The organism is Tateyamaria omphalii (assembly GCF_001969365.1).
GTDB lineage: Bacteria > Pseudomonadota > Alphaproteobacteria > Rhodobacterales > Rhodobacteraceae > Tateyamaria > Tateyamaria omphalii_A.
Genome location: NZ_CP019312.1, coordinates 1,403,630 through 1,424,836, shown reverse-complemented (window position 1 = coordinate 1,424,836; position 21,207 = coordinate 1,403,630). Strand labels below are relative to the sequence as shown.

22 protein-coding genes are annotated in these 21,207 nt (G+C 60.5%); 5 read left to right on the top strand and 17 right to left on the bottom strand.

Going from position 1 to position 21,207, the window contains the following annotated elements; genetic code table 11:
* The first annotated feature begins 10 nt into the window (after positions 1-10).
* Positions 11-889 (top strand): acyl-CoA thioesterase, encoded by an 879-nt coding sequence (locus BWR18_RS07105; protein WP_076627330.1) that lies wholly within the window; start codon positions 11-13, stop codon positions 887-889.
* On the opposite strand, the gene BWR18_RS07100 is transcribed toward BWR18_RS07105, so the two are convergent.
* The 13 genes from BWR18_RS07100 to BWR18_RS07040 form a co-directional block, all read right to left on the bottom strand.
* Entirely contained in the window at positions 877-1,641 is a 765-nt protein-coding gene (locus BWR18_RS07100; RefSeq protein ID WP_076627329.1) for an SDR family oxidoreductase, read from the bottom strand. The genes BWR18_RS07105 and BWR18_RS07100 overlap by 13 nt on opposite strands.
* A 236-nt stretch (positions 1,642-1,877) precedes the next feature.
* Positions 1,878-2,567, bottom strand: a complete 690-nt coding sequence (gene phoB, locus BWR18_RS07095; RefSeq protein WP_076627328.1) for a phosphate regulon transcriptional regulator PhoB — start codon at positions 2,565-2,567, stop codon at positions 1,878-1,880.
* Between the two features lie 12 nt (positions 2,568-2,579).
* The gene (gene phoU / locus BWR18_RS07090; protein WP_076627327.1) at positions 2,580-3,281 is read right to left on the bottom strand and encodes a phosphate signaling complex protein PhoU; all 702 of its coding nucleotides are present in this window, start codon (positions 3,279-3,281) and stop codon (positions 2,580-2,582) included.
* Positions 3,282-3,292: 11 nt separating this feature from the next.
* The gene (gene pstB / locus BWR18_RS07085) at positions 3,293-4,090 is read right to left on the bottom strand and encodes a phosphate ABC transporter ATP-binding protein PstB (RefSeq protein WP_076627326.1); all 798 of its coding nucleotides are present in this window, start codon (positions 4,088-4,090) and stop codon (positions 3,293-3,295) included.
* An 11-nt stretch (positions 4,091-4,101) separates the two neighbouring features.
* The gene (pstA, locus tag BWR18_RS07080) at positions 4,102-5,430 is read right to left on the bottom strand and encodes a phosphate ABC transporter permease PstA (protein ID WP_076627325.1); all 1,329 of its coding nucleotides are present in this window, start codon (positions 5,428-5,430) and stop codon (positions 4,102-4,104) included.
* Positions 5,430-6,902, bottom strand: coding sequence for a phosphate ABC transporter permease subunit PstC (gene pstC / locus BWR18_RS07075; protein WP_076627324.1), 1,473 nt, complete (start codon positions 6,900-6,902; stop codon positions 5,430-5,432). Before pstC ends, pstA begins: the two co-directional genes overlap by 1 nt.
* Positions 6,903-7,013: 111 nt before the next feature.
* Positions 7,014-8,054: a substrate-binding domain-containing protein gene (locus BWR18_RS07070; protein ID WP_076630177.1), complete on the bottom strand. Its 1,041-nt coding sequence runs from the start codon at positions 8,052-8,054 to the stop codon at positions 7,014-7,016.
* A gap of 355 nt (positions 8,055-8,409) precedes the next feature.
* The gene (locus tag BWR18_RS07065; protein WP_076627323.1) at positions 8,410-9,465 is read right to left on the bottom strand and encodes a sensor histidine kinase; all 1,056 of its coding nucleotides are present in this window, start codon (positions 9,463-9,465) and stop codon (positions 8,410-8,412) included.
* 11 nt (positions 9,466-9,476) lie between these two features.
* Positions 9,477-10,664 (bottom strand): trans-sulfuration enzyme family protein, encoded by a 1,188-nt coding sequence (locus BWR18_RS07060; protein ID WP_254684948.1) that lies wholly within the window; start codon positions 10,662-10,664, stop codon positions 9,477-9,479.
* Positions 10,661-10,984 (bottom strand): hypothetical protein, encoded by a 324-nt coding sequence (locus BWR18_RS07055; protein WP_076627322.1) that lies wholly within the window; start codon positions 10,982-10,984, stop codon positions 10,661-10,663. Before BWR18_RS07055 ends, BWR18_RS07060 begins: the two co-directional genes overlap by 4 nt.
* Positions 10,984-11,511 (bottom strand): gamma carbonic anhydrase family protein, encoded by a 528-nt coding sequence (locus tag BWR18_RS07050; RefSeq protein ID WP_076627321.1) that lies wholly within the window; start codon positions 11,509-11,511, stop codon positions 10,984-10,986. Before BWR18_RS07050 ends, BWR18_RS07055 begins: the two co-directional genes overlap by 1 nt.
* Positions 11,508-12,158 (bottom strand): guanylate kinase, encoded by a 651-nt coding sequence (gene gmk / locus BWR18_RS07045; protein WP_076627320.1) that lies wholly within the window; start codon positions 12,156-12,158, stop codon positions 11,508-11,510. Before gmk ends, BWR18_RS07050 begins: the two co-directional genes overlap by 4 nt.
* Positions 12,159-12,161: 3 nt before the next feature.
* Positions 12,162-13,076 carry a YicC/YloC family endoribonuclease gene (locus tag BWR18_RS07040; protein ID WP_076630175.1) on the bottom strand — a complete coding sequence of 305 codons (915 nt, stop codon included), beginning with the start codon at positions 13,074-13,076 and terminating at the stop codon, positions 12,162-12,164.
* A 214-nt stretch (positions 13,077-13,290) separates the two neighbouring features.
* Between BWR18_RS07040 and BWR18_RS07035 the strand changes: the two genes are divergently transcribed.
* Positions 13,291-13,953: a PAS domain-containing protein gene (locus BWR18_RS07035; protein ID WP_254684947.1), complete on the top strand. Its 663-nt coding sequence runs from the start codon at positions 13,291-13,293 to the stop codon at positions 13,951-13,953.
* Positions 13,954-14,012: 59 nt separating this feature from the next.
* Here BWR18_RS07035 and BWR18_RS07030 read toward each other — a convergent pair whose 3' ends face one another.
* Positions 14,013-15,386 (bottom strand): class II 3-deoxy-7-phosphoheptulonate synthase, encoded by a 1,374-nt coding sequence (locus BWR18_RS07030; protein ID WP_076627318.1) that lies wholly within the window; start codon positions 15,384-15,386, stop codon positions 14,013-14,015.
* Between the two features lie 177 nt (positions 15,387-15,563).
* On the opposite strand from BWR18_RS07030, the gene BWR18_RS07025 reads away from it, so the two are divergent.
* Positions 15,564-16,568 carry a GlxA family transcriptional regulator gene (locus tag BWR18_RS07025; protein WP_076630174.1) on the top strand — a complete coding sequence of 335 codons (1,005 nt, stop codon included), beginning with the start codon at positions 15,564-15,566 and terminating at the stop codon, positions 16,566-16,568.
* A 313-nt stretch (positions 16,569-16,881) separates the two neighbouring features.
* Here BWR18_RS07025 and BWR18_RS07020 read toward each other — a convergent pair whose 3' ends face one another.
* The 3 genes from BWR18_RS07020 to BWR18_RS07010 form a co-directional block, all read right to left on the bottom strand.
* Positions 16,882-17,607, bottom strand: a complete 726-nt coding sequence (locus BWR18_RS07020; RefSeq protein ID WP_076627317.1) for an RlmE family RNA methyltransferase — start codon at positions 17,605-17,607, stop codon at positions 16,882-16,884.
* 120 nt (positions 17,608-17,727) lie between these two features.
* Positions 17,728-18,852, bottom strand: coding sequence for a Ppx/GppA phosphatase family protein (locus BWR18_RS07015; protein WP_076627316.1), 1,125 nt, complete (start codon positions 18,850-18,852; stop codon positions 17,728-17,730).
* Positions 18,853-18,936: 84 nt separating this feature from the next.
* Entirely contained in the window at positions 18,937-19,599 is a 663-nt protein-coding gene (locus BWR18_RS07010) for a sulfotransferase family 2 domain-containing protein (RefSeq protein WP_083957659.1), read from the bottom strand.
* 205 nt (positions 19,600-19,804) lie between these two features.
* Here BWR18_RS07010 and BWR18_RS07005 point away from each other — a divergent pair, with 205 nt between their 5' ends.
* Both BWR18_RS07005 and BWR18_RS07000 read left to right on the top strand, forming a co-directional pair.
* A complete protein-coding gene (locus tag BWR18_RS07005) occupies positions 19,805-20,101 on the top strand; it encodes a virulence factor (RefSeq protein WP_076627314.1) in 297 nt (98 codons plus the stop codon).
* A gap of 31 nt (positions 20,102-20,132) precedes the next feature.
* The gene (locus BWR18_RS07000) at positions 20,133-21,074 is read left to right on the top strand and encodes a 5,10-methylenetetrahydrofolate reductase (RefSeq protein ID WP_076627313.1); all 942 of its coding nucleotides are present in this window, start codon (positions 20,133-20,135) and stop codon (positions 21,072-21,074) included.
* The last annotated feature ends 133 nt before the right edge of the window (positions 21,075-21,207 follow it).

The following is a 21,207-nucleotide window of genomic DNA, read 5'->3' as shown; positions in this document are numbered from 1 at the left end:
GACGGCTGACATGACAGATGCACATCAGACCTTGCTGGATCTTCTGGCGGTTGAACGGCTTGAGGTCGATCTGTTCCGTGGTACGGGGCAGGGCGGCGAGACGCCCACGCGCATTTTCGGCGGTCAGGTGATCGGTCAGGCGCTTGCCGCCGCTTATCGCACGGTCGAGGATCGGTTGTGCCATTCACTGCACGCCTATTTCATCCGACCGGGTGATCCATCCATCCCTGTGATCTACCAGGTCGACCGCGCCCGCGACGGCGGCAGCTTTACCACACGGCGGGTTGTTGCGATCCAGCACGGACGGCAGATCCTGAACATGTCCGCCTCGTTCCATGCAGATGAAGACGGCTGGGCGCACCAACACCCGATGCCCGAGGTCGAAGGGCCCGCGCATCTGAGCGACCGCAAGGAGTTGCGGGAGACGGTCGTTGATCGCATCCCTGAAAAGTACCGCGAAGAGTTCCTGCGCCCCCGTCCCATCGACATCCGCGAGGTTGCGCCGCGCGATTTCTTTACGCCCGAACCGATGGATGACCGCAGTCATCTGTGGTTTCGGATGGCCGCCGCACGCGGCATCAGCGCGCAATTGCAGCACTGTCTGTTGGCTTACGCGTCCGATCTGAACCTGCTGGGCACGGCGCTGCGACCGCACGGCCAGACCTGGTTCACGGGCCGCGTCATGGCCGCCAGCCTGGACCACGCGATGTGGTTTCACGCGCCAGCGTCGTTCTGTGATTGGCATCTCTACACCATGGACAGCCCGTGGTCGGGCAAGGGCAGGGGTTTTAACCGTGGGATGATCTACGACAAGGACGGCAGGCTTGTCGCCTCCGTCGCGCAGGAAGGGTTGATCCGCCCGATCACACCCAAGGCTCAGCCAGAATAGGCCCGGTTCAACTTCTGCATACCCGCGATCCAGCGGTCGTAGTCGCCCGTCTTCAGTTGCATGTATTTGCGGACATTCGCGTGCGGCAGGACCAGAAACGTCTCGTTCCTGATGGCGTCCATACAGGCCTGCGCCGCATCCGCAGGTTCCAGCATCCCGTCAATGGCGGCAACGTGGTCCTCGTGGCCCTCGGTCATCGCGGTGCGGACCGCCTGCGGGCACAGGACGGACACCTTGATGCCCGCGTCACCATGTGTGATCGCCAGCCATTCCGCCAGCCCGACAGCGGCGTGTTTCGTCACACCGTACGGCGCCGATCCGATCTGGTTCAGCAATCCCGCCGCAGATGCCGTGTTCAGCAAGTAGCCGCCGCCGCGCGCGATCATCCGCGGCACCACATGGCGCGCGGCCCAGACATGGGCCATGACGTTGATGTCCCAGAGGCGCTGCCATTCGACATCAGGCGCATCAGCGCCACCTTCGACCAAGACACCCGCGTTGGAACAAAAGATGTCGATCGGGCCGACGGAGGCTTCGATATCCTCAACAAGATCGGCGATCTGTGCCTCGACGGAAACATCAACTTTTCTGGGCAAGCCATTGATAGAATGTGCTGTTTGCGCAGCCCCGTTGATGTCGATGTCGGCACAGACAACCGTATCGGCGCCCTGAGTGGCAAACGCCTCGCACAATGCGCGACCGATGCCGGCTGCTGCGCCTGTTACAACAACAACCTTGTTTTTGATGTCCATGGCTTCCCCCAAAATGCTGACACGCGGTTAACGAGCGGTCATTCGGGTCAAGCCTAGGCGGCATGTTCGAGGCTGCCAAGAGACGGGGGCAATACGGGAGGGATATTGACGATACGTCATCGTCAAAGCCGTATACCGCTTGCTTTCCTCATTTTATCCAGAAAGCATATAATCCACATTATGTAATTATACTAGATACTGAAACTGATTAAAATCAGGCGCTTCCAGCGCGTTATTCACCCGAGCGCATACCCAGCGCCTCGCACTGTGCGCACCGGATCGCTCCCTCCGAAATACGTCAATGCCTTGCGCAGCCGACCGATATGCACATCGACCGTCCGCGTATCGACATAGATGTCCCGGCCCCAGACACGGTCCAGCAATTGTTCACGGCTCCAGACCCGACCGGGTTTCTCCATGAATGTGCTGAGCAAACGAAACTCCGTCGGTCCGAGCTTCAATTCATCTGCGCCGCGCGTCACCTTGTGGCTTTCGGCATCGAGAATGATGTCGTCGAATTCCAAGCGCTGGCCGACGGTTGCGGGCCGCACGCGGCGCAACTGACTGCGCACGCGCGCCATCAATTCGATCACGGAATATGGTTTGACCACGTAGTCGTCGGCGCCAGTCTCAAGCCCGCGCACCTTGTCGACTTCCTCGGATCGTGCGGACAACATAATGACCGGAATGCCACGAGTCTCTGGCCGGATCTTGAGCCTGCGGCACACTTCGATGCCGCTGAGGTTCGGCATCATCCAGTCCAACACGATAATGTCCGGCATGTCCTCGTCCACAAGCAGCAAGGCTTCGTCACCGTTTTGCGCGCGGCTCACGGCAAAGCCTTCGGCCTCAAGGTTATAGGCCAGCACTTCGCGCTGCGCAGGTTCATCTTCGACAACCAGGACACGGGGTTGATCGACGGACATTTGGTAGTTCTCCTAGGCCTGAAGCGATGTCTTGTCCGCCTTCTGGCGGTTTTCATCCGGGGTCGTGCCTGTCACCAAGTATACGACCTGTTCGGCAATTGACGTAACGTGGTCGCCCATACGTTCGATGTTCTTGGCGATGAAATGCAGGTGCATGCAAGCGGTGATGTTGCGCGGGTCTTCCATCATGAAGGTCAGGAATTCGCGGAACAGCGCGTTGTACATCTGGTCAACTTCAGTATCGCGGTCGATGACGTCCTGCGCCAGTTCCGCGTCACGAGCGACGTAGGAATCCAGTGCGTCCTTCAGCATCCGTTCGACCTCTTTCGCCATCCGGCGCAGGGCCCCTGCACTGTCATTCACCGGCGCCATCTGTGACAATACGCTGGTCCGTTTGCCCATGTTCTTGGCGTAGTCGCCGATCCGTTCCAGGTTCGCGCTGACCTTGATCACCGACAGCACGAGCCGCAGGTCAACCGCCGTGGGCGCGCGCAACGCGATCACGCGGGCCGCTTCCTCGTTGATCAGCTCTTCAAGCTCATCGATGGCCTTGTCGCCCTTGCGCACCCGCTCCGCCCGCTCTTCATCGCGGGTCTCGAGGCTGATGGCAGCCTCAAGGATCGCGTTTTCGACAAGCCCGCCCATTTTCATGATTTGGGCTTGGATCGCTTCAAGGTCCCGGTCAAAGGCCGAGGCGATGTGTTGGTCTTGCATTGCTTTGCTCCTTAGCCGATGCGGCCAGTGATGTAGCTTTCGGTGCGTGGATCGACGGGATTTGTAAAGATCTGTCCCGTTTCACCATACTCGACCAAGTTGCCGAGGTGGAAGAATGCAGTCTTCTGGCTGACCCGGGCCGCCTGTTGCATGGAGTGCGTGACGATAACGACCGAGTAGCTTTGGCGCAGCTCGTCGATCAGTTCCTCGACTTGTGCGGTGGCAATCGGGTCAAGGGCCGAGCATGGCTCGTCCATCAACAGCACTTCGGGTTCGGTCGCGACGGCCCGCGCGATGCACAGGCGCTGCTGCTGACCGCCGGACAGACCGGTGCCGGGCGCATCCAGCCGGTCCTTGACCTCATCCCAGATCGCGCCCCGGCGCAGGGACTTTTCAACCAGGTCATCCAGTTCCGCTTTGTTCTTGGCCAGACCGTGGATGCGGGGACCGTAGGCCACGTTGTCATAGATCGACTTCGGGAACGGGTTTGGTTTCTGGAACACCATGCCCACCTTGGCGCGCAGCTGCACCGGATCGACCTTGGTGTCATAGATGTCTTCGCCGTCGATATGGATGTCACCCGTCACACGACATACATCAATCGTGTCGTTCATCCTGTTGATACAGCGCAGGAAAGTGGACTTGCCGCAGCCGGACGGGCCGATAAACGCGGTGACCGTCTTGTCCTCGATATCGACATCCACGTCCTTGATGGCATGTGTGTCCCCGTAATAGACCTGCACGCCTTTGGCCGCGATCTTGACGTCGTTTTGGTCCACGTCTCTCTCCACAATTCTCATATCATTCATGGGCTTGCCCCCTACCAGCGGCGTTCGAACCGGCGCCGCAATATGACGGCGATGGTGTTCATGGTGATCAGGAACAAGAGCAGCACGATGATGCCGCCCCAGGCTTTTTCCGTAAAGACGGCGTCGGAACGCGCCGCCCAGTTGTAGATCTGTGCAGGCACTGCCGAGTTCGGTTCCAGGAACCCCTCGACAAAGCTGTCGGGGTACCGTGCCACGAAACCGACCATGCCGATCAACAGGAGCGGTGCAGTTTCACCCAGTGCCTGCGCCAGACCAATGATCGTGCCCGTCAGGATACCGGGCGCGGCGAGGGGCAGCACGTGGTGGAACACTGATTGCATTTTCGAGGCCCCTACCCCAAGCGCTGCGTCCCGGATCGACGGCGGCACCGCCTTCAGCGACGCACGGGTCGAAATGATGATCGTCGGCAACGTCATCAGTGTCAGCACCAAGCCACCCACCAGCGGCGCCGATTGCGGCAGGTGCGCAAACTGGATGAAGACCGCGAGGCCGAGAATACCGAACACGATGGACGGCACGGCGGCAAGGTTTGCAATGTTCACCTCGATGAAGTCCGTGAACCGGTTCTTCGGCGCGAACTCCTCAAGATAGATCGAGGCCGCGACGCCGATCGGCAGGCTCAGCACCAGAACCACCAGCATCATAAAGAATGACCCCAGAACAGACGCCCCGATCCCGGCGCCGCCGGGGTTGTCCACGCCGGTATCAACGCCCGTGATGAAGTTCCAGTTGAACACCTGTTTGACCAATCCCGCCTCTTGCATGGCGTCGATCAGGTCGAAGTCTTCCGGCATGAAGAAGCGGTTGCCGCTTTGCAGGTCGTCGCGCGTGAACGTGCCTTTCAGGTAGCGATCCACGCGGGAGGACGCCGCCAGCTCAAAGCCGATCTGTTCACCGATCTGGTCCTGGTTCTCGCGGTAATAGGCGCGCAGATCACCACCAACCTTGCCCAGCAGGCGATCAACAGCGTCTTCGTCGAATTCGATCTGAACGCCCTCGGCCTGCATGGTGTCCGACAGCGACGTGATGAAGTAGTCGGTGTAAATGGCCGTCTTCAGCATGGCCCCTTCTGCTTCGTCGTATTGCTCCTGCGTCATGGTGAATGGCACTTCGACCACCGCCTGACGGAAGGCGGGCAGACCCGCGCTCAGAATGGCGGCCAACAGGGCCAGCAGGAAGAACAGGCCGGTACAGATCGCAGCGATGCCATAGGCACGGAACCTGCGCTCGGTCGCGTTGCGTTTCTTGGTGCGCGCGTCCTCGTGGACCAGCGACTTTGTCGGTCGCGCGCTTTCGGGTGTCATGGCTGCGTCGGTCATTACTCGTATTGCTCCCGGTATTTGCGCACGATGTAGAGGGCAAAGACATTCAGCCCGAGCGTGATGATGAAGAGGGTCATGCCCAGGGCAAAGGCGACGAGCGCCTCGGGCGAGGCAAAGTCACTGTCGCCCGTCAACTGCGACACGATCTTGGCCGTCACAGTGGTCATTGCTTCGAAAGGGTTCAGGCTGAGCCGCGCCGCAGCCCCAGCCCCCAGCACCACGATCATCGTTTCACCGATGGCGCGGCTGGCGGCAAGCAGGATCGCGCCCACGATGCCCGGCAGGGCGGCAGGCAGCACAACCTGCTTGATCGTCTCGGATTTTGTTGCGCCCAGGCCGTAGGAGCCGTCGCGCATCGCCTGCGGCACGGCGTTGATGATGTCGTCTGACAGTGAGCTGACAAAGGGGATCAACATGATACCCATGGCCAGACCCGCCGTCAGCACCGCACGCTGCCCCTGCATCCAACCTAGGCCATTGTCGCCAAAAACCGACAGGAGGATCGGACCGATGGTCAGAAGCGCGAACAGGCCGTAAACGATGGTCGGGATACCGGCCAGGATTTCAAGCAGCGGCTTGGCAATGCCGCGCATCTTTGGTCCGGCATATTCCGACAGGTAGATCGCGGCGAAAAGTCCAATCGGCACTGCCACGAGCAAGGCCACCAGTGAAATGTAAAGTGTACCCCACAGAAGTGGGATGATGCCGAGGCTCGACGCGCCGCCCCGCCCCGAGAAGCTGGGCGCCCATTCGAGAAGGAAGAAGAATTCGGACGCAGGATAGAGGCTGAAGAATTCGATCGTGTTGAAGATCAGCGACAGGACAATACCGATTGTGGTCAGAATGGCGACCGATGCGGCGGCAATGAGCAGCGCCATAATGCCCTGCTCGACCGTGTTTCGCGCGCGGAACGCCTTTTTTCCTTCCATCATGCCCCAGGCGGCCCCTGCAACAGCCACAATGAGCACCGCAATGGTCATCAGCAGATTGGAGGTCTGGCTCATCGCGCGGTATGCTTGCGCGGCGCGCAGAACCGTTTGCGTGATCTGGTTCGTTACGACCTGCCCCGCATCACGCAGACGCTGCGTGATGTCGGTGAAATCCGTGCGCGCGTTCTTGGCTGTCTCGTCGTCGATCAGGCCCAGGTCGACTGCGTTTTGCAGACCGTCCGCGGTGCGCCGCACCTCTGACATGACCAACCCGATGTTGGACCCCTCGGAAATCTCCGCATCAGGGATCATCTGGGAAATGCGGTTGTCAATGAAAAGCGGTTGAACCAAGAGCCACACGAACATGAGGCCCAACGCCGGAACGACAGATTTCATAAACGCGTTGGAACCGTAGTAGACCGGCAATGAGTGCAGGTTGCGACTGTCGCCATCCGCACTGGCCAGCGCGCGGCGCCGCCCCAGGACGAACCCAACTGCCGAGATCGCCAATACGATCAGCGTGAGCCAGAAAACAGGCATATGTCCCCCAAAGTGCTAAGGCCGCGTCTCAGGCGGTCTTGAAAGCAGAAACCGGGCGGCGGTGGAGCCGCCCGGTCGTTTGTCTTGGCATGGGTATGATCTGTGATCAGATCAGGAACCGCCGCCCATTGTTTGCTCGTCAGCGATCATCGCTTGAGTAGCGGCCAGCTCTGGATCGGACACCAGGCCATAGGCGGCCAGCGGGCCGGAGGGGCCAGCAACTGCGTCGGACACGAAGAACTCAGCGTACTCTTTCAGGCCGGGGATCACGCCGATGTGGGCCTTCTTGATGTAGAAGTACAGCGGACGCGACACGGGGTATTCACCGGCTGCGATGGTTTCTGTGGTCGGCTCAACGCCCGACATGGTTGCCACTTTCAGCTTGTCGGTGTTGTTTTCGTAGAAGGCCAGACCGAACACGCCGATGGCGTTGGCGTTGGCGTCGATCGAAGCCAGAGTTTCGGTGTAATCACCGTCGATGTCGACCGAACGACCGTCGGTGCGCACGCTCAGGCACGCGTCTTCGGCGTCATCCTCGGACATGCCGCCAGCGATCATGGCTTCCATGGCGCCTGTGGCTTCGCAGCCTGCGGCGATCACTTTTTCCTCGAACACTTCACGTGTGCCGTGCTTGGTGCCTGGGATGAAGGCCAGGATGTCATCGGCAGGCAGGTCGGCGTTGAAGTCGGACCATTGCGTGTGAGGGTTGTCGACCAGTTCGCCGTCAACCATCACTTGCGGTGCCAGAGCATTGAAGATGTCCGACGGGGTGAAGGCTGTGTAGGCGGGGCCGTCGATCTGGCTGGCGAACACGATGCCGTCGTAGCCGATGCGCACTTCGATGATGTCGGTCACACCCGCTTCTGCGCAGGCCTGGATTTCCTTATCGCGGATGGCGCGCGATGCGTTTGCGATGTCGGTGTGCTCGGTGCCAACGCCCTGGCAGAACCGCTTGAGGCCCGCCGAGGAGCCGCCCGATTCAACGACCGGCGTCGGGAAATCGGTGTTGTCGCCGAAGAGTTCCGCAACGATCGAAGCGTAGGGCAGAACGGTGGACGACCCGGCGATTTGAACCTGGTCACGCGCCACAGCGGCGGTTGCAGCCATGGCCGAAAGGGCCAATGCCGATGTGGTGAGTTTCACAAAGGACATGAATGTCTCCTGTTTGAGCATATTATAGGTGATCCCCCCCATGAGGACCTTAGCCGCCCGTTTAGGCGACATAGGCGCAGCTTTTGTGTCGGTTTTGTAACAGGCGTATGACAATAGACATCTTTGGCAAAAGCAACCGGCTTTTTCGTTACATGATCCCGCAACACATTGTTTTACCGACCATTTTCCTAACACAAGTGACCTCAACAACTCGACAAATTCCATGGAGAAAATCGAGTTTCTCAGCAAGATCAGACAGTTTGTGAAGAATCGGCTGTGTCGTTCAAGGGTCCGACCCACCCTTCAAACGGGAATGTCCTGCGCAGCGGCGCGCCGCGATGCGGTATCTGGCATCTCAGACGGTCTGCACCGGAAGGATCACCGTAAACGTCGCACCCTCACCCAGCGTGCTTTGCACCCGAAGCCGCCCGCGGTGGCGATTGATGATGTGTTTTACGATGGCAAGGCCCAGCCCGGTGCCCCCAAGCGCACGGCTGCGGTGATCATCGGCGCGGTAAAAGCGTTCTGTGATCCGCGGCAGGTGCACGGGGTCGATGCCGGGGCCGTAATCCACGATCTGCACGCGCACACCGGGCGCCCGCAGCGCGGGTTCTCGGGCACTGCTGGTCATGCGCACGGTCACCCGCTCCCCGGTGCCGCCGTATTTGATCGCGTTCTCGATCAGGTTGGTAAACACCTGCTTCAACTGATCCGCGTCCGCCATGACATAGACGGGATCGCCGTTGAATTCCCGTTCGAAGGTAACGCCTGCTTCTTCGGCCAGGGACCGCAGGGTGCGCAGGGTCGAATCGAGGATGTCGTTCAGAACCACAGCTTCGGTCGGGCGCACACGCTCATCCCCTTCCACCCGGTTCAGCGACATCAGATCACCAACGAGCCGGTTCATACGCTCCGCTTCGTCCTGCATGATGTTCAGAAACCGCTCTGCCGCTGCCGCATCGTCTCGGGCCGGGCCACGCAGGGTTTCGATGAACCCCATCAGGGCCGTCAGCGGCGTGCGCAGTTCATGACTGACATTGGCAACGAAGTCGCGGCGCATCTGGCTGGCCTGTTCGACATGTGTGATGTCCTCGAACACCAGTACAGCGGCGCCGCCTGCATTTCGGCCAATGCGGGACACCGCGCGGATACTGACGCGGAACGTCGTGTCCTGGGCCCCGTCGTTGCCCAGATAACTGGTGCCGCGCGGCTGCCCGTCCTGCAACGTCGCCTCGACTGCATCCAGAAGCGCAGGCTGGCGCAGCATGGTGACATAGTTCCGACCAAGCGCCTGTTGCCCGATCAGCGTCAGCGCCTCGGCATTTGCGGCGACGATCCGTTCCGTTCCGTCAATGGCCAGCGTGGGCAGCGGAAAGGCGGCCAGCAGCGCGTCCAACACATCGTTGCCCATGGAGTGCCCTCTTAGCCAACCGCAGCCTCAACCGCGCGGCTGAAGACGTCGCACAGCGCAGTGGGCTCCTCCAGGCCGACGGAAACGCGAAAAAACCCTTCGGACATGCCCAGTTCCGCCCGTTTCTCTGCCGTCAGCGCCCGGTGCGAGGATGACGCCGGGTGGGAGATCGTTGTGCCGACGTCACCGAGGGTGGGTGCGAAGTTCAAGCCTTCGGCACCGCGGGCAAAGGCATTGGCCGCCGCGCGTCCGCCGTCGATTTCGAAACTGACCATGTTGCAATACTGGCCCTTGAGCAGCGCCTCGGCGCGCGCGTGGTCGGGATGGTCGTGCCGCGCGGGGTAAATCACGCGCTTGACGCCTTTCAAGCCGCCCAGGTGTTCTGCCAGAACGGCCGCGGTCGCCTGCGCCCGGTCATAGCGCAGATCGAAGCTGAGCAGACCGCGTTCGGCCAGCCAGCAGTCGAAGGGGCTGGGCGTCATGCCAGCTGTCACGGTGAACACGCGCAGTCGGTCGTTGGTCGCCTTGTCTCGCGCGGCGACATAGCCAAGCATCACGTCAGAATGGCCCGACAGCAGCTTGGTCAGTGAGTGGATGACGATGTCGGCGCCGTGATCGAATGCCTTGAACGCGCGGGGTGTGGTAAAGGTGTTGTCGATCACGAACAGGACGCCCGCCTCTTTCGCAAGTGCCGACAGGCCCAGCACATCCGCCACGCGAAGGGTCGGGTTCGACACAACCTCGACCAGGATCATCTTCGTCTCGGGGCGCATGGCCGCGCGCACAGCGTCAACATCCCCCGGATCGACCATCGACGTTTCAATACCCAAACGCGGCAGGTCTTCGGCCATCATGCGCAGGCTGCGACCGTAAAGCTGGTTGCCGCCGATCACGTGATCCCCGGCTTTGAGGAGCCCCAGCAACACAGCAGATACCGCACCCATGCCCGAGGACGTCAGCACACCCAGATGCGGTGCCCCTTCCATCCGGTCGATGGCTTGTGCCACCACATCGGCATTCGGGTGCCCTTCCCGACTGTAGGTGTAGCCGTGCAGGTCGCCATCATATTGCGCATCCAGCATGTCCGGCGTGTCCGACGCGTAAACCACCGACGGACTGAGCGGTGTGACGACCGGGCGTGACGCACTTTCGGGCAAGGGTGTGGGCCGCATCAGCGAGCCCTTGTTGTTCGCAGTCATTCCAGGAATTCCGTGTGATAGGTTTGTGAACTGAAGGTGATGTCGACGCTTAGCCAGCAAGGGCGCGGCAGGTGGGCCGAGATCACGTCGACAAGGTCCTTTTGCAGCGCGGCGGTGAATTCCGCACCGCGATGCGGTTTGGCCAAGAGGGCGACCGACGCCTTGAGATGTGTGTGCAGGAACTCCGGCGCGGGATATGCCCGGCCCTTCGTCTCGCCCGCGCCGCCGTCATGGCGCAGAATGCAGGCTTCCACCTGCGCCAGCATGGCTTTGGCGTCGATCTCCAGATCGCTGGAATAGCTGAGTTCGCAATGCGGCATCAGCCTGACACCTTCACCATCCCGTCGCGGAACCTGCGCATATTGTCCTGATAATGCAGCGCCGAGGCGCGCAGGCCCTCGATCGCCTGTTCGTCCAATGCGCGCACCACTTTGCCCGGCACGCCCATCACCAGCGATCCGTCGGGAATCTCTTTGTTTTCCGTGATCAAGGCCCCTGCCCCGATCAGGCAGTTCTTCCCGATCTTGGCGCCGTTCAGCACGGTCGCGCCCATCCCGATCAGGCTGTTTTCGCCAATGTTACAGCCATGCAGCATGACCTTGTGCCCGATGGTGCAGCCCGGCCCGATGGTCAGGGGAAAGCCTGCGTCGATGTGCATGACGCAGTTTTCCTGCACATTGGTGCCGGCGCCGATGCGGATGTCCTCGTGATCGGCGCGGATGGTGCAGCCGAACCAGACGCTTGCCGCTTCTTCCAGAATGACCTTGCCGATCAGGTTGGCATCCGGCGCGACCCATGTGTCATCGGCGATCTGTGGGCGGTCGTCGCCCAAGGCGTAGAGGGTCATGTCAGCTCCTCGAATTCGGATTGCAAGGCGCGCACGTGGTCCGTCAGCTGCGGTTGCTGCAGGCGGCGCAGGCGCGTGGCGGTGATGATGGTTTTTAGCTGCGCTTCGGTGGTGTCGAGATCATCGTTGACCAGAACATAGTCGTAGCCGCCCCAGTGGCTGATCTCGTCCCAGCTTTTTTGCATCCGCCGCGAAATGGTGTCGGCGTCGTCCTGTGCGCGGTTTTCCAGGCGGCGGCGCAGTTCAGCAATGGAGGGAGGCAGGATAAAGATCGACAAGGTGTGCTGGCCGAGGGCCGAGTTGGTGATCTGCTGCGCGCCCTGCCAGTCGATATCAAACAGCACGTCACGCCCTTTGTTGATCGCGTTCTCGACCGGGCCCTTGGGCGAGCCATAGAAATTGCCGAAGACGTGCGCGTGTTCCAGCATCTCGCCCTGTGCAACATCGCCCTTGAAAGCGGTTTCGGTCACGAAGTGGTAATGCTCCCCATCGACCTCACCCGGGCGCGGTTTGCGGGTGGTAGACGACACCGAAAAGCCAAGGGCCGGGTCCCAGTCCCGCAGGCGCCGTGCCAGGGTGCTTTTGCCCGCGCCAGACGGCGAACTGAGGATGATCAGAAGACCGCGGCGGGTCGGGGCGTGTGACATCTCTTATTCCACGTTCTGGACTTGTTCGCGCATCTGGTCGATCAGGGCTTTCAACGCCAGCCCAACTGCCGTCAGTTCGGCGTTCTGCGCCTTGGAACACAGGGTGTTGGCCTCGCGGTTGAACTCCTGCATCAGGAAATCCAGCTTGCGCCCTACCGTCCCGCCATCGCTTAGCAGCGCGCGCGCCGCCTGAACATGGGTGTGCAACCGGTCGATCTCTTCGGTGACGTCCGCCTTGACGGCAAGCAGCGCGAGCTCTTGCGCGACGCGATCGGGGTCTGCGCCGTCCGTATTGTCCAAGACGCGCCCGAGGTTGCGTTTGAGGGTCGCGGCGACGTCGTCCTTGCGTGCCTCGGCCAGCTGGGCCGCCTGTTCTGTCAACGTTTCGACATCCGAGAGCTGGGCCAAAAGAACCTCTTGCAATGCGGCACCCTCACGGGCGCGCATGTCGTCGAAGGCATCAAGCAGCGCGGGCACCTCGGCCACCAGGGCCGCGCGCAAGGGCGCAGGGTCGTCCTGGGCAGACCCTGCATCCATGACGCCGCGCATCACGGCAATGTCGGTCGCCCGCGAGGGGGCCAGCGAGAGGCCCTGCTCCATCGCCTCAGCCTCAATCGCGAGCAGGTTTTTGACGACGATCCGCATCGTATCAGCGTTCAGCGACAGTCCGACAGATGCGTCGTCGCGGGTTATGCGCAATGACAGCGTAACGTTGCCGCGCTTGGCACGTTTCGCCACCAGCGGACGCAGCGCGGCCTCGAGCCCGTCAATCCAGTCAGGAACCCGCAGGCGCAGATCAAGACCCTTGCCATTCACACTGCGGATGTCCCACGCCCAGCGAAACGGTTGGGCTGTGCCGGTCAGAGCTGCAAACCCGGTCATGGACCGCAGCGCGGCGTCTTGGCTTTTTTTCGTCATGCTCATGCGTTTAGGGGGAAGTCGTGGGCGGAGCAAGCCACGAGACCTGTCCCCGCGGGGACGGACCGGGATTAACCATTTGTTAGCTTTCAGCGGGCGGAGCCGATCAAATTTGATATGTTTTGCATCAACGGCGCCACAGAACAGCGCTACGACGCAGCGAGAGTATGTACAGATGGACAAATCAGAGCGGAACCCGCACAATGTATTCGCTATGACAGAGTTTCGTGCAGAGATTGGTTTTTCCGCGATTTCGCAGGTAGAGGCGTATTGGGAAGGCTTGCGCGGTGTGCGGCTGATGCCCAAGCGATCCGAGATTGACCCGCGTGGAATCGAGTCTGCGCTGGAATACACCTTTGTTCTGGAGCGGGTCGCACCCGGCATGGCCCGCATTCGCATCGCAGGCAGCCATCTGGGCGATCTGATGGGCATGGAAGTGCGCGGAATGCCGCTGACATCCTTGATCACGCCGCCGTGCCGCCGCCAAATCTCGGACGCGATCGAAGATGTCTGCCAGCGCCCTGCTGTATGCGAACTGCGCATGAGCGCCGAGACCACAGTTGCAAAACCGCAGATGGATGCGCGGCTGCTGCTTTTGCCGCTCAAAAGCGACCTGGGCGACGTCAGCCGGATTCTTGGTTGCTTCGTGGCCCATGGCGACATCGGTCACACTCCACGCCGCTTCAACGTGGTTGGTGCGCGCATTCGGCCAATCTCGGCACCGTCCACGATGCCGGAGCCGGTCAAGCCCGCCCCGAAACGAGATGCGCAACTCGCGCGGATGGATGGATTTGCAGAAGGCCAGAAGACGTTTGAGACAACAACACCGCGGTCTGACGTGCCGTATCTGCGGCTGGTCAAGTCAGAAGACCGCTAGTCGGGCTGGTGAGTAAAGAAGTGCGCTCCGGATCAATCTGACCGGAGCGTTTTCTTTTGTCAGCTGGCCACGCGTGCCTTGGCCCGTGTGGCGCGCAGCTGCGACAGCTCTTCGGCCACCAGGAAGGCCAGTTCCAGCGATTGTGACGCATTCAGACGTGGATCACAGGCCGTGTGGTACCGATCGCTCAGGTCTTCTTCCGTGACGGCGCGCACGCCGCCGGTGCATTCGGTCACATCCTGACCGGTCATCTCGAAGTGCACGCCGCCTGGCACTGTGCCTTCGGCTGCGTGGACGCCAAAGAACTCGCGGACTTCGCGCAGTACGCTGTCAAACGGACGCGTCTTGTAGCCGGTCGATGACTTGATCGTGTTGCCGTGCATTGCGTCGCAGACCCAGACGACATTGGCGCCCTCCTCCTGAACCGCTTTGATCAGGCGCGGCAGGTGTTCACCCACCGACCCTGCCCCAAAGCGTGCGATCAGGGTCAAACGCCCTGCTTCGTTTTCGGGGTTCAGCTTGGCCATGAGAACCTTCAGATCCTCGGCCGTGGTGGTGGGGCCGCATTTCAGACCGATGGGGTTTTGCACGCCGCGGGCAAATTCCACATGCGCCCCATCTGGCTGACGCGTTCGGTCCCCGATCCAGATCATGTGGCCAGACCCAGCCAGCCACTTGCCGGTGGTGCTGTCGATACGTGTCAGCGCTTCCTCATACTCCAGCAGCAGCGACTCGTGGCTGGTGTAAAATTCGACCGACGAGAATTCATGCGTTGTGTCCGCATCAATGCCCGCAGCGGCCATGAAGTCGATTGTGTCCTGAATGCGCGTTGCAATCTCACGGTATTTCTCTGTCCCCTGCCCGTCGGCAAATCCAAGGGTCCAGGAATGCACCATGTTCATGTCAGCGAACCCACCGGTGGAAAACGCGCGCAGCAGGTTCAGCGTGGCTGCCGCCTGGGTGTAGGCTTGCAGCATCTTCTTCGGGTCCGGGATGCGCGCGTCGGGGGTAAAGGCCAGTTCGTTGATGATGTCGCCGCGGTAACTGGGCAGTTCCACACCATCCACCACCTCGGTCGGGGCCGAGCGCGGCTTGGCGAACTGGCCAGCCATGCGGCCCAGTTTGATCACCGGCACCTTCGCGCCATAGGTCAGCACCATCGCCATCTGCAGCATGACCTTGAACGTGTCGCGGATGCTGTCGGCGCTGAACTGGTCAAACGCTTCTGCGCAATCCCCGCCCTGCAGCAAGAATGCGTCACCACGTGAGGCATCGGCGAGATGTGCTTTTAGCCGCCGCGCCTCGCCTGCAAAAACCAGCGGAGGATACTTCGAAAGCTGCGCCTCGACCGCGTTCAGTGCCGCAGCGTCGGTATAATCGGGCATCTGGATCCGGGGCTTGGCGCGCCAGTCAGATTTCGTCCAATCGCTCATCTTCTCTCTCCGCAATAAGCTGTTAGCGGTCACGTGACCGCGGACCTCTATACAAAAGGTCTCGGGCGGACACCATATCACAATTGCGCCCTCTTGACGTGGCGTTTGCGCCGTGATCAGGCTGGCAAAACACCCGGGTCACTCACGCCCGGCAAAGACAACAGGATGCGTGCCGCGATGTCGCTTTCTCGCCCGGCCAAAGAGACCCGCCAAGAGGTCGACAAACCCAAGCGTTACGTGTTTGTCCTTCTCGATAATTTTACGATGCTGTGCTTCTCAGCTGCGCTTGAGAGCCTGCGGATTGCAAATCGCATGGCGGACCGTGAGCTGTACGCCTGGAAGATCATCGGCGAAGGCGGCGAGGCCGCCTATTGCTCGGCCGGGACGGGGTTCAAGCTGGACGGCGATCTGGACGAGTTGACGCGCGATGATGTTGTTATGGTGTGCGGTGGCATCGACGTGCAGGCGGCAACCACCAAACGTCTGTTGGGCTGGTTGCGTCGTGAGGCGCGCAAGGGCGTTCCGATGGCGGGTCTGTGTACCGCGGCGTATTCATTGGCGAAGGCCGGGCTGCTGGACGGCAAGAAGGCCACGATCCATTGGGAAAATCAGGACAGCTTTTCTGAAGAATTTCAGGACGTTGAGCTGACAAAATCCGTGTTTGTCGTGGATGAAAAGCGTTTGACGACAGCCGGCGGCACCTCCTCCATAGACTTGATGCTGAAATTGATTGCTGACGATCACGGCGAAGAATTGGCAAACGCCGTCGCCGATCAGTTAATCTATTCCTCGATCAGGACCGATCAGGACACGCAGCGCCTGTCCGTTCCGACGCGCATCGGCGTCCGCCATCCCAAGCTGAGCCAGGTCATCCAGATCATGGAGCAAAACATCGAGGAGCCGATCAGCCCGTCGATCCTGGCCAAGGATGTCGGCATGTCGACCCGGCAGCTCGAACGTCTGTTCCGCCGTTATCTGAACCGCAGTCCGAAGCGGTATTACATGGAATTGCGCCTGCAGAAGGCCCGCAATCTGTTGATGCAGACGGATATGAGCGTGATCAATGTGGCGTTGGCCTGTGGATTTGCCTCACCGTCGCATTTCTCGAAATGCTACCGGGCGCATTACGACACGACGCCGTACCGCGAACGCGGAACGCACGCGGCTCGTCTGTCGATCTGATCGCGCGGCGCCACGTCTTTGCCTTGTTGACTTCATCATTGGGCCGAATTGTGCGCGCATGTTTCGCGCATGAAATCGGTGCTTTCCCATACCACACCGCACATGCGGCTCTTTGAATTGATGCGCCAGCAACGTCTGGCGAAGGTCGCGGCATACCGCCCTGAACGAGCAGAGCGCGACTCCTGGGCGAGGTTGCAAGCTGCAGCTCTGGCGTCGCTCAGGCGGTGATGCTGTCAAAGCGCGAGCCAGCAAACAGGGTTGTGCACATTGAGGCGAAGACGGCACTGCGTAGCGCATTCCGCTTACCGCTCACCTAATCGACGCCACCGCGAAACCCGGTTGCAACCACGAACTTTTCCGAACTGTCCGCGCGTGATGCTGGCGGCTTGACGTTCGCCACTTTTGCAAAGCGCTGTTTGAGCAGCTGTTGCAAGCTGCCTTCCGCCCCACCCGCCAGCACTTTGGCGACGAATGTGCCACCATCATCCAGCACGTCGAAGGCAAAGTAGGCCGCCGCTTCGCAGAGCGAGATGATGCGCAGGTGGTCCGTCTGTTTGTGGCCCGAGGACGCGGCGGCCATGTCGGACATGACGACATCGGCCTTGCCGCCGAGCCAGTCCTTGACCTGCAAATCGGCGTCGTCCTCCATGAAGTCCAGCTGGTGCAGTTCGCAGCCTGCGATCGGCTCCATTTCCTGGAGGTCGATACCCAGGATCGTGCCGACGGACTTGCCGGATTTTTCACCCAGGGCATTCACCCGTTTGACCGCGACCTGACACCAGCCACCCGGTGCCGCGCCCAGATCGACGACCCGCGCGCCGGGCACGAGAAAGCGATACTTGTCATCCAATTCAAGGATCTTGAACGCCGCGCGCCCCCGATACCCTTCGGCCTGCGCCCGTTTGACATAAGGATCGTTCAGCTGCCGTTGCAACCAGCGCGTCGACGACAGCTTGCGCCCGCGCGCCGTCTTGACCTTGACCTTGAGGTCCCGTTGTCCGCGCCCGGATGTGTTTTTGCCTGTGGGAGTTTTGGCCACGGTGTCACCTGTCCTTTTGTCTGCGCGATATCTTGCCTTGGAGGTCGCATCAAGCGGCTGTCAGTTTAACACCATTTGCACTGTTTCACGATGCGATGACCCAAAGATGCAAGGCGCGCATCAGATCATCTGATCATCGAGCACGCCATCGGCACTCATCTGTGCGTAGAGCAGCCCTTCGCGCAGGCCACGGTCCGCGACGGACAGACGGTTGGTTGGCCAGCAGCGCATGAGGGCCTGCAAGATCGCAGCCCCTGACATGATCAGGGCGTGACGGTCCGATCCGATCCGTGGGTCAGCACGCCGCCCACCCGGCCCCATCGCCAGATAGGACCGGATCACAGTGTCGATCTGGTCCGATGTCATCCGCAAACCATCCACCTTGGTCCGGTCATAGCGCTTCAAACCCAAGTGGGACGCCGCGACCGTGGTCACGGTGCCGGATGTTCCGATGATCTGGAAGCGCTCGGTCGGTTCCGTGGCGTGGTAGGGTGAGAAGTCGGCCAGGTTTTCCTCGAAAAACCAGCTCATTAGGGCAAAGCGGGCGGAATCGTCGTCCACATCATTGAACTGCTCGCGCAGGGTGGCGACCCCAAGGGGGACGCTGATCCAGTCCACCACACGCGCCTCTGGAATATCCGAGGCCGCCTGTTTGAAGCCGGAATGCAACCGCATGATGGCTTGGGGGCGATCCGGGCGCGGCACAGCCGACAGGTCGATCCACACCAATTCTGTCGAGCCACCGCCGATATCGACCACCAGCAGGTTTTCAGTCTTGGGACTGACCAGCGGCGCGCAGGAGATCACAGCGAGCCGCGCCTCCTCCTCCGGCTCGATAATATCGAGGCGCAGACCCGTTTCACGATGCACACGTTGGACAAATTCAAGTGCGTTGACAGCGCGGCGGCACGCTTCTGTTGCAACAAGGCGCATGCGCTTGACCTTGTGACGCTTCAGCTTTTGCTGGCAAATGCGCATCGCCTGCACAGTGCGCGTCATGGATCCGCGTGACAGTTTGCCAGACCTTTCAAGGCCCAGACCCAACTGCACGGATTTCGAGAAACTGTCGACAACATGAAAGCCCGCGCCTCGCGGCTCGGCAATCAACATGCGACAACTGTTCGTACCCAGATCAAGCGCGGCGTAAAGCTCGGGCGATCCTGGGGCACGCGGCACGGGCTTGGCCCCCGCTGGGGGACCTTTGGTCTTTGTCGCGCCCGCACCTCGGGGACGCTGTGGCGCCATATTCTGCGCCTTTCATAACGGGTTAGTTTGACGATATGTCCTGCGACGCATTCACGCAAGTGGGTTCAAAACCCTCACCCGATATCAACGGGTTTGCGCGTAGTGGTCCTTTAAAAAAGCGTATTCCTCGCGCAACCAGGGGCCCAAGGACGCGAGGGTCTGGTCCGACAGATCGTCGATATCCAGTGAGATGTCGCTTTTGTTTTCGCTTGCGAACGCCACGTCGGTTTGTGTCCACTCGGCAAGATCGCCTCGCAGCGTCTCGAGGTCCTCGATTTTGTAGACTTTTTGGTACTTTTCCAGCTTTGGGCCGGTGAACAGCCAGATATGCATTGTGTGGTGCTTTATGACCGAAGACGCGTCACGATACGCCCCCAGATTTTGCAGAAAAAAATCAGGGTCAGGATCCGCAGGCAGATTGACCTGACCGCTTCTTATCCTGGGCGAATTATGAAGTTCGCGGCGCGTCACGACACGGTCGGTGTAACAAGCAATCAGCCGTTTCAGAGGATCCCGGACAACCGTAAATCCAAACCAGTCATCCGGAACCTTTTCCCAACGATGGGGGCGAAACCGCTGGGTTGGATAGACCGCGTGCCACTTGGAATTCTCATTGGATGTGGGAACTTCGAGCGACGCTGTGTCGATTTGTGGGTCGAGTTCTGCAAGCGCGCGTTTGACGCTCGAAGATGCACATTTCGGAACCGCCATATAGGCAATCCTGTACGCGTCTACTTGTATCACCATCAGTTTTCTCGCTGCCCTATCCCACTCACGACCCTCAGTTTTTCTGCCGCCAGCTTCAACAAGAAATCACGCTTGTGATGCTGGCCTGAGATATTACGGATCTTATGGATCGTTCACGCGTCGCAAACTCCGTTATCTTTGTCGAAAACGGGTCCTTGAGCAGCGGCATCCTGGCGTATGAGGGAAGCTGAATTGGAGGAATCACATGCCTGACGTCACGATTGTTTATTGGCGAGACATCCCGGCCCAGGTGATCGTGGGCAAAGGGCGTCGTGGTTCGAAACGTCAGCTCGAGGAACGGTTCGAGCAAGCCATTGACCGCGCTGCGATGAAAGTGAACGCCAAGGACGCTGACGCCTACCTCGCCGAATGGCGCAAGGCCGCTCCGTATCCGGTCGAAGGCGATCCGGCCGAAGTGGCCGAAGCCGAGGCTGTGCGGCTTGAAAAAGAGTATGATCAGGCGCGTATCAAGGCGCTGATCGACAATGAAGGGTGGGCCTGACCCCAGGTCCCGGCAACTGGGAGGTGCCGCCATGGCATTGCTGAACTTCAAACGCGACGACGGCCCGGTGGCTGGCACCCTTTCGCCCGAGGTCGAGGCGTTCCTGCGAGGGTACTCCATCGAAGTCATGCCGCGCACCGCGCAGAAGGTGGAAGATTTCCGCGCGATCCTGCCGGTCGGCACCCGCGTCTACATCGCGCATATCGAAGGCACGCCCATCGAGGACATGGTCGCCACCGCCCGGCGCTTGGCCGGTGAGGGCTTTACCGTCATGCCGCACTTTCCGGCGCGTATCATCAAGGACGCGGCTACGCTCGCGGACTGGATCGCCCGGTATCAGGGCGAGGCCGGTGTCGATCAGGCGCTTCTTCTGGCGGGCGGCGTTGATCAGCCTCATGGCGATCTTCACAGTTCCATGCAGCTCATGGAAACCGGTGCCTTTGATCGCGCGGGCTTCAAACGTCTTCACGTTGCGGGCCATCCAGAGGGAAACAAGGATATCGACGCTGATGGAAGCATGAAGAACGTCGATGAAGCACTTCAATGGAAACAGAAATTCTCTGAGCGCACGGATGCTGATATGGCCATCGCCACACAGTTTGCGTTTGAAGCACGTCCGATTATCACATGGGCCGACAGCCTGACGGCGGCGGGGATCGACTTGCCGATCCACATTGGGATTGCCGGACCGGCCAAGCTGCAGACGATGGTCAAGTTTGCCATCGCCTGCGGCGTCGGCCCCTCGTTGCGTGTGCTGCAACGCCGGGCAAAGGACGTGACGAAGCTGCTGCTTCCCTTTGAACCGACCGACGTGGTTTCAGAGCTTGCCGCGCACAAGGCGGCCAACCCTGATTTCAACATCGCGCAGGTTCACTTTTTCCCCCTTGGGGGGATCAAGACCAACGCAAACTGGGCAATCGAAAATGGCGGCGCGTCAGCAGTGCCCGCGGCGGCACGCGCGTCTGGCTCATAACGGTCCTGAAAAGGTTTCATCGCCACCCCTCTCGCGCAGATCGTCTATGCGCGGTAGGTGTCTTATCCAATCCGCGAGACGTCGTTTTGACCTGCGCAGCACTGCGGGAATCGGATCAACACTTCGCCAATCA

Excerpts from the sequence above, each read along its gene's own strand:
- BWR18_RS07105 (WP_076627330.1), top strand. The coding sequence starts at position 11 with ATGACAGATGCACATCAGACCTTGCTGGATCTTCTGGCGGTTGAACGG.
- BWR18_RS07100 (WP_076627329.1), bottom strand. The coding sequence starts at position 1,641 with ATGGACATCAAAAACAAGGTTGTTGTTGTAACAGGCGCAGCAGCCGGC.
- phoB (WP_076627328.1), bottom strand. The coding sequence starts at position 2,567 with ATGTCCGTCGATCAACCCCGTGTCCTGGTTGTCGAAGATGAACCTGCG.
- phoU (WP_076627327.1), bottom strand. The coding sequence starts at position 3,281 with ATGCAAGACCAACACATCGCCTCGGCCTTTGACCGGGACCTTGAAGCG.
- pstB (WP_076627326.1), bottom strand. The coding sequence starts at position 4,090 with ATGAATGATATGAGAATTGTGGAGAGAGACGTGGACCAAAACGACGTC.
- pstA (WP_076627325.1), bottom strand. The coding sequence starts at position 5,430 with ATGACCGACGCAGCCATGACACCCGAAAGCGCGCGACCGACAAAGTCG.
- pstC (WP_076627324.1), bottom strand. The coding sequence starts at position 6,902 with ATGCCTGTTTTCTGGCTCACGCTGATCGTATTGGCGATCTCGGCAGTT.
- BWR18_RS07070 (WP_076630177.1), bottom strand. The coding sequence starts at position 8,054 with ATGTCCTTTGTGAAACTCACCACATCGGCATTGGCCCTTTCGGCCATG.
- BWR18_RS07065 (WP_076627323.1), bottom strand. The coding sequence starts at position 9,465 with ATGGGCAACGATGTGTTGGACGCGCTGCTGGCCGCCTTTCCGCTGCCC.
- BWR18_RS07060 (WP_254684948.1), bottom strand. The coding sequence starts at position 10,664 with ATGACTGCGAACAACAAGGGCTCGCTGATGCGGCCCACACCCTTGCCC.
- BWR18_RS07055 (WP_076627322.1), bottom strand. The coding sequence starts at position 10,984 with ATGCCGCATTGCGAACTCAGCTATTCCAGCGATCTGGAGATCGACGCC.
- BWR18_RS07050 (WP_076627321.1), bottom strand. The coding sequence starts at position 11,511 with ATGACCCTCTACGCCTTGGGCGACGACCGCCCACAGATCGCCGATGAC.
- gmk (WP_076627320.1), bottom strand. The coding sequence starts at position 12,158 with ATGTCACACGCCCCGACCCGCCGCGGTCTTCTGATCATCCTCAGTTCG.
- BWR18_RS07040 (WP_076630175.1), bottom strand. The coding sequence starts at position 13,076 with ATGACGAAAAAAAGCCAAGACGCCGCGCTGCGGTCCATGACCGGGTTT.
- BWR18_RS07035 (WP_254684947.1), top strand. The coding sequence starts at position 13,291 with ATGACAGAGTTTCGTGCAGAGATTGGTTTTTCCGCGATTTCGCAGGTA.
- BWR18_RS07030 (WP_076627318.1), bottom strand. The coding sequence starts at position 15,386 with ATGAGCGATTGGACGAAATCTGACTGGCGCGCCAAGCCCCGGATCCAG.
- BWR18_RS07025 (WP_076630174.1), top strand. The coding sequence starts at position 15,564 with ATGTCGCTTTCTCGCCCGGCCAAAGAGACCCGCCAAGAGGTCGACAAA.
- BWR18_RS07015 (WP_076627316.1), bottom strand. The coding sequence starts at position 18,852 with ATGGCGCCACAGCGTCCCCGAGGTGCGGGCGCGACAAAGACCAAAGGT.
- BWR18_RS07010 (WP_083957659.1), bottom strand. The coding sequence starts at position 19,599 with ATGGTGATACAAGTAGACGCGTACAGGATTGCCTATATGGCGGTTCCG.
- BWR18_RS07005 (WP_076627314.1), top strand. The coding sequence starts at position 19,805 with ATGCCTGACGTCACGATTGTTTATTGGCGAGACATCCCGGCCCAGGTG.
- BWR18_RS07000 (WP_076627313.1), top strand. The coding sequence starts at position 20,133 with ATGGCATTGCTGAACTTCAAACGCGACGACGGCCCGGTGGCTGGCACC.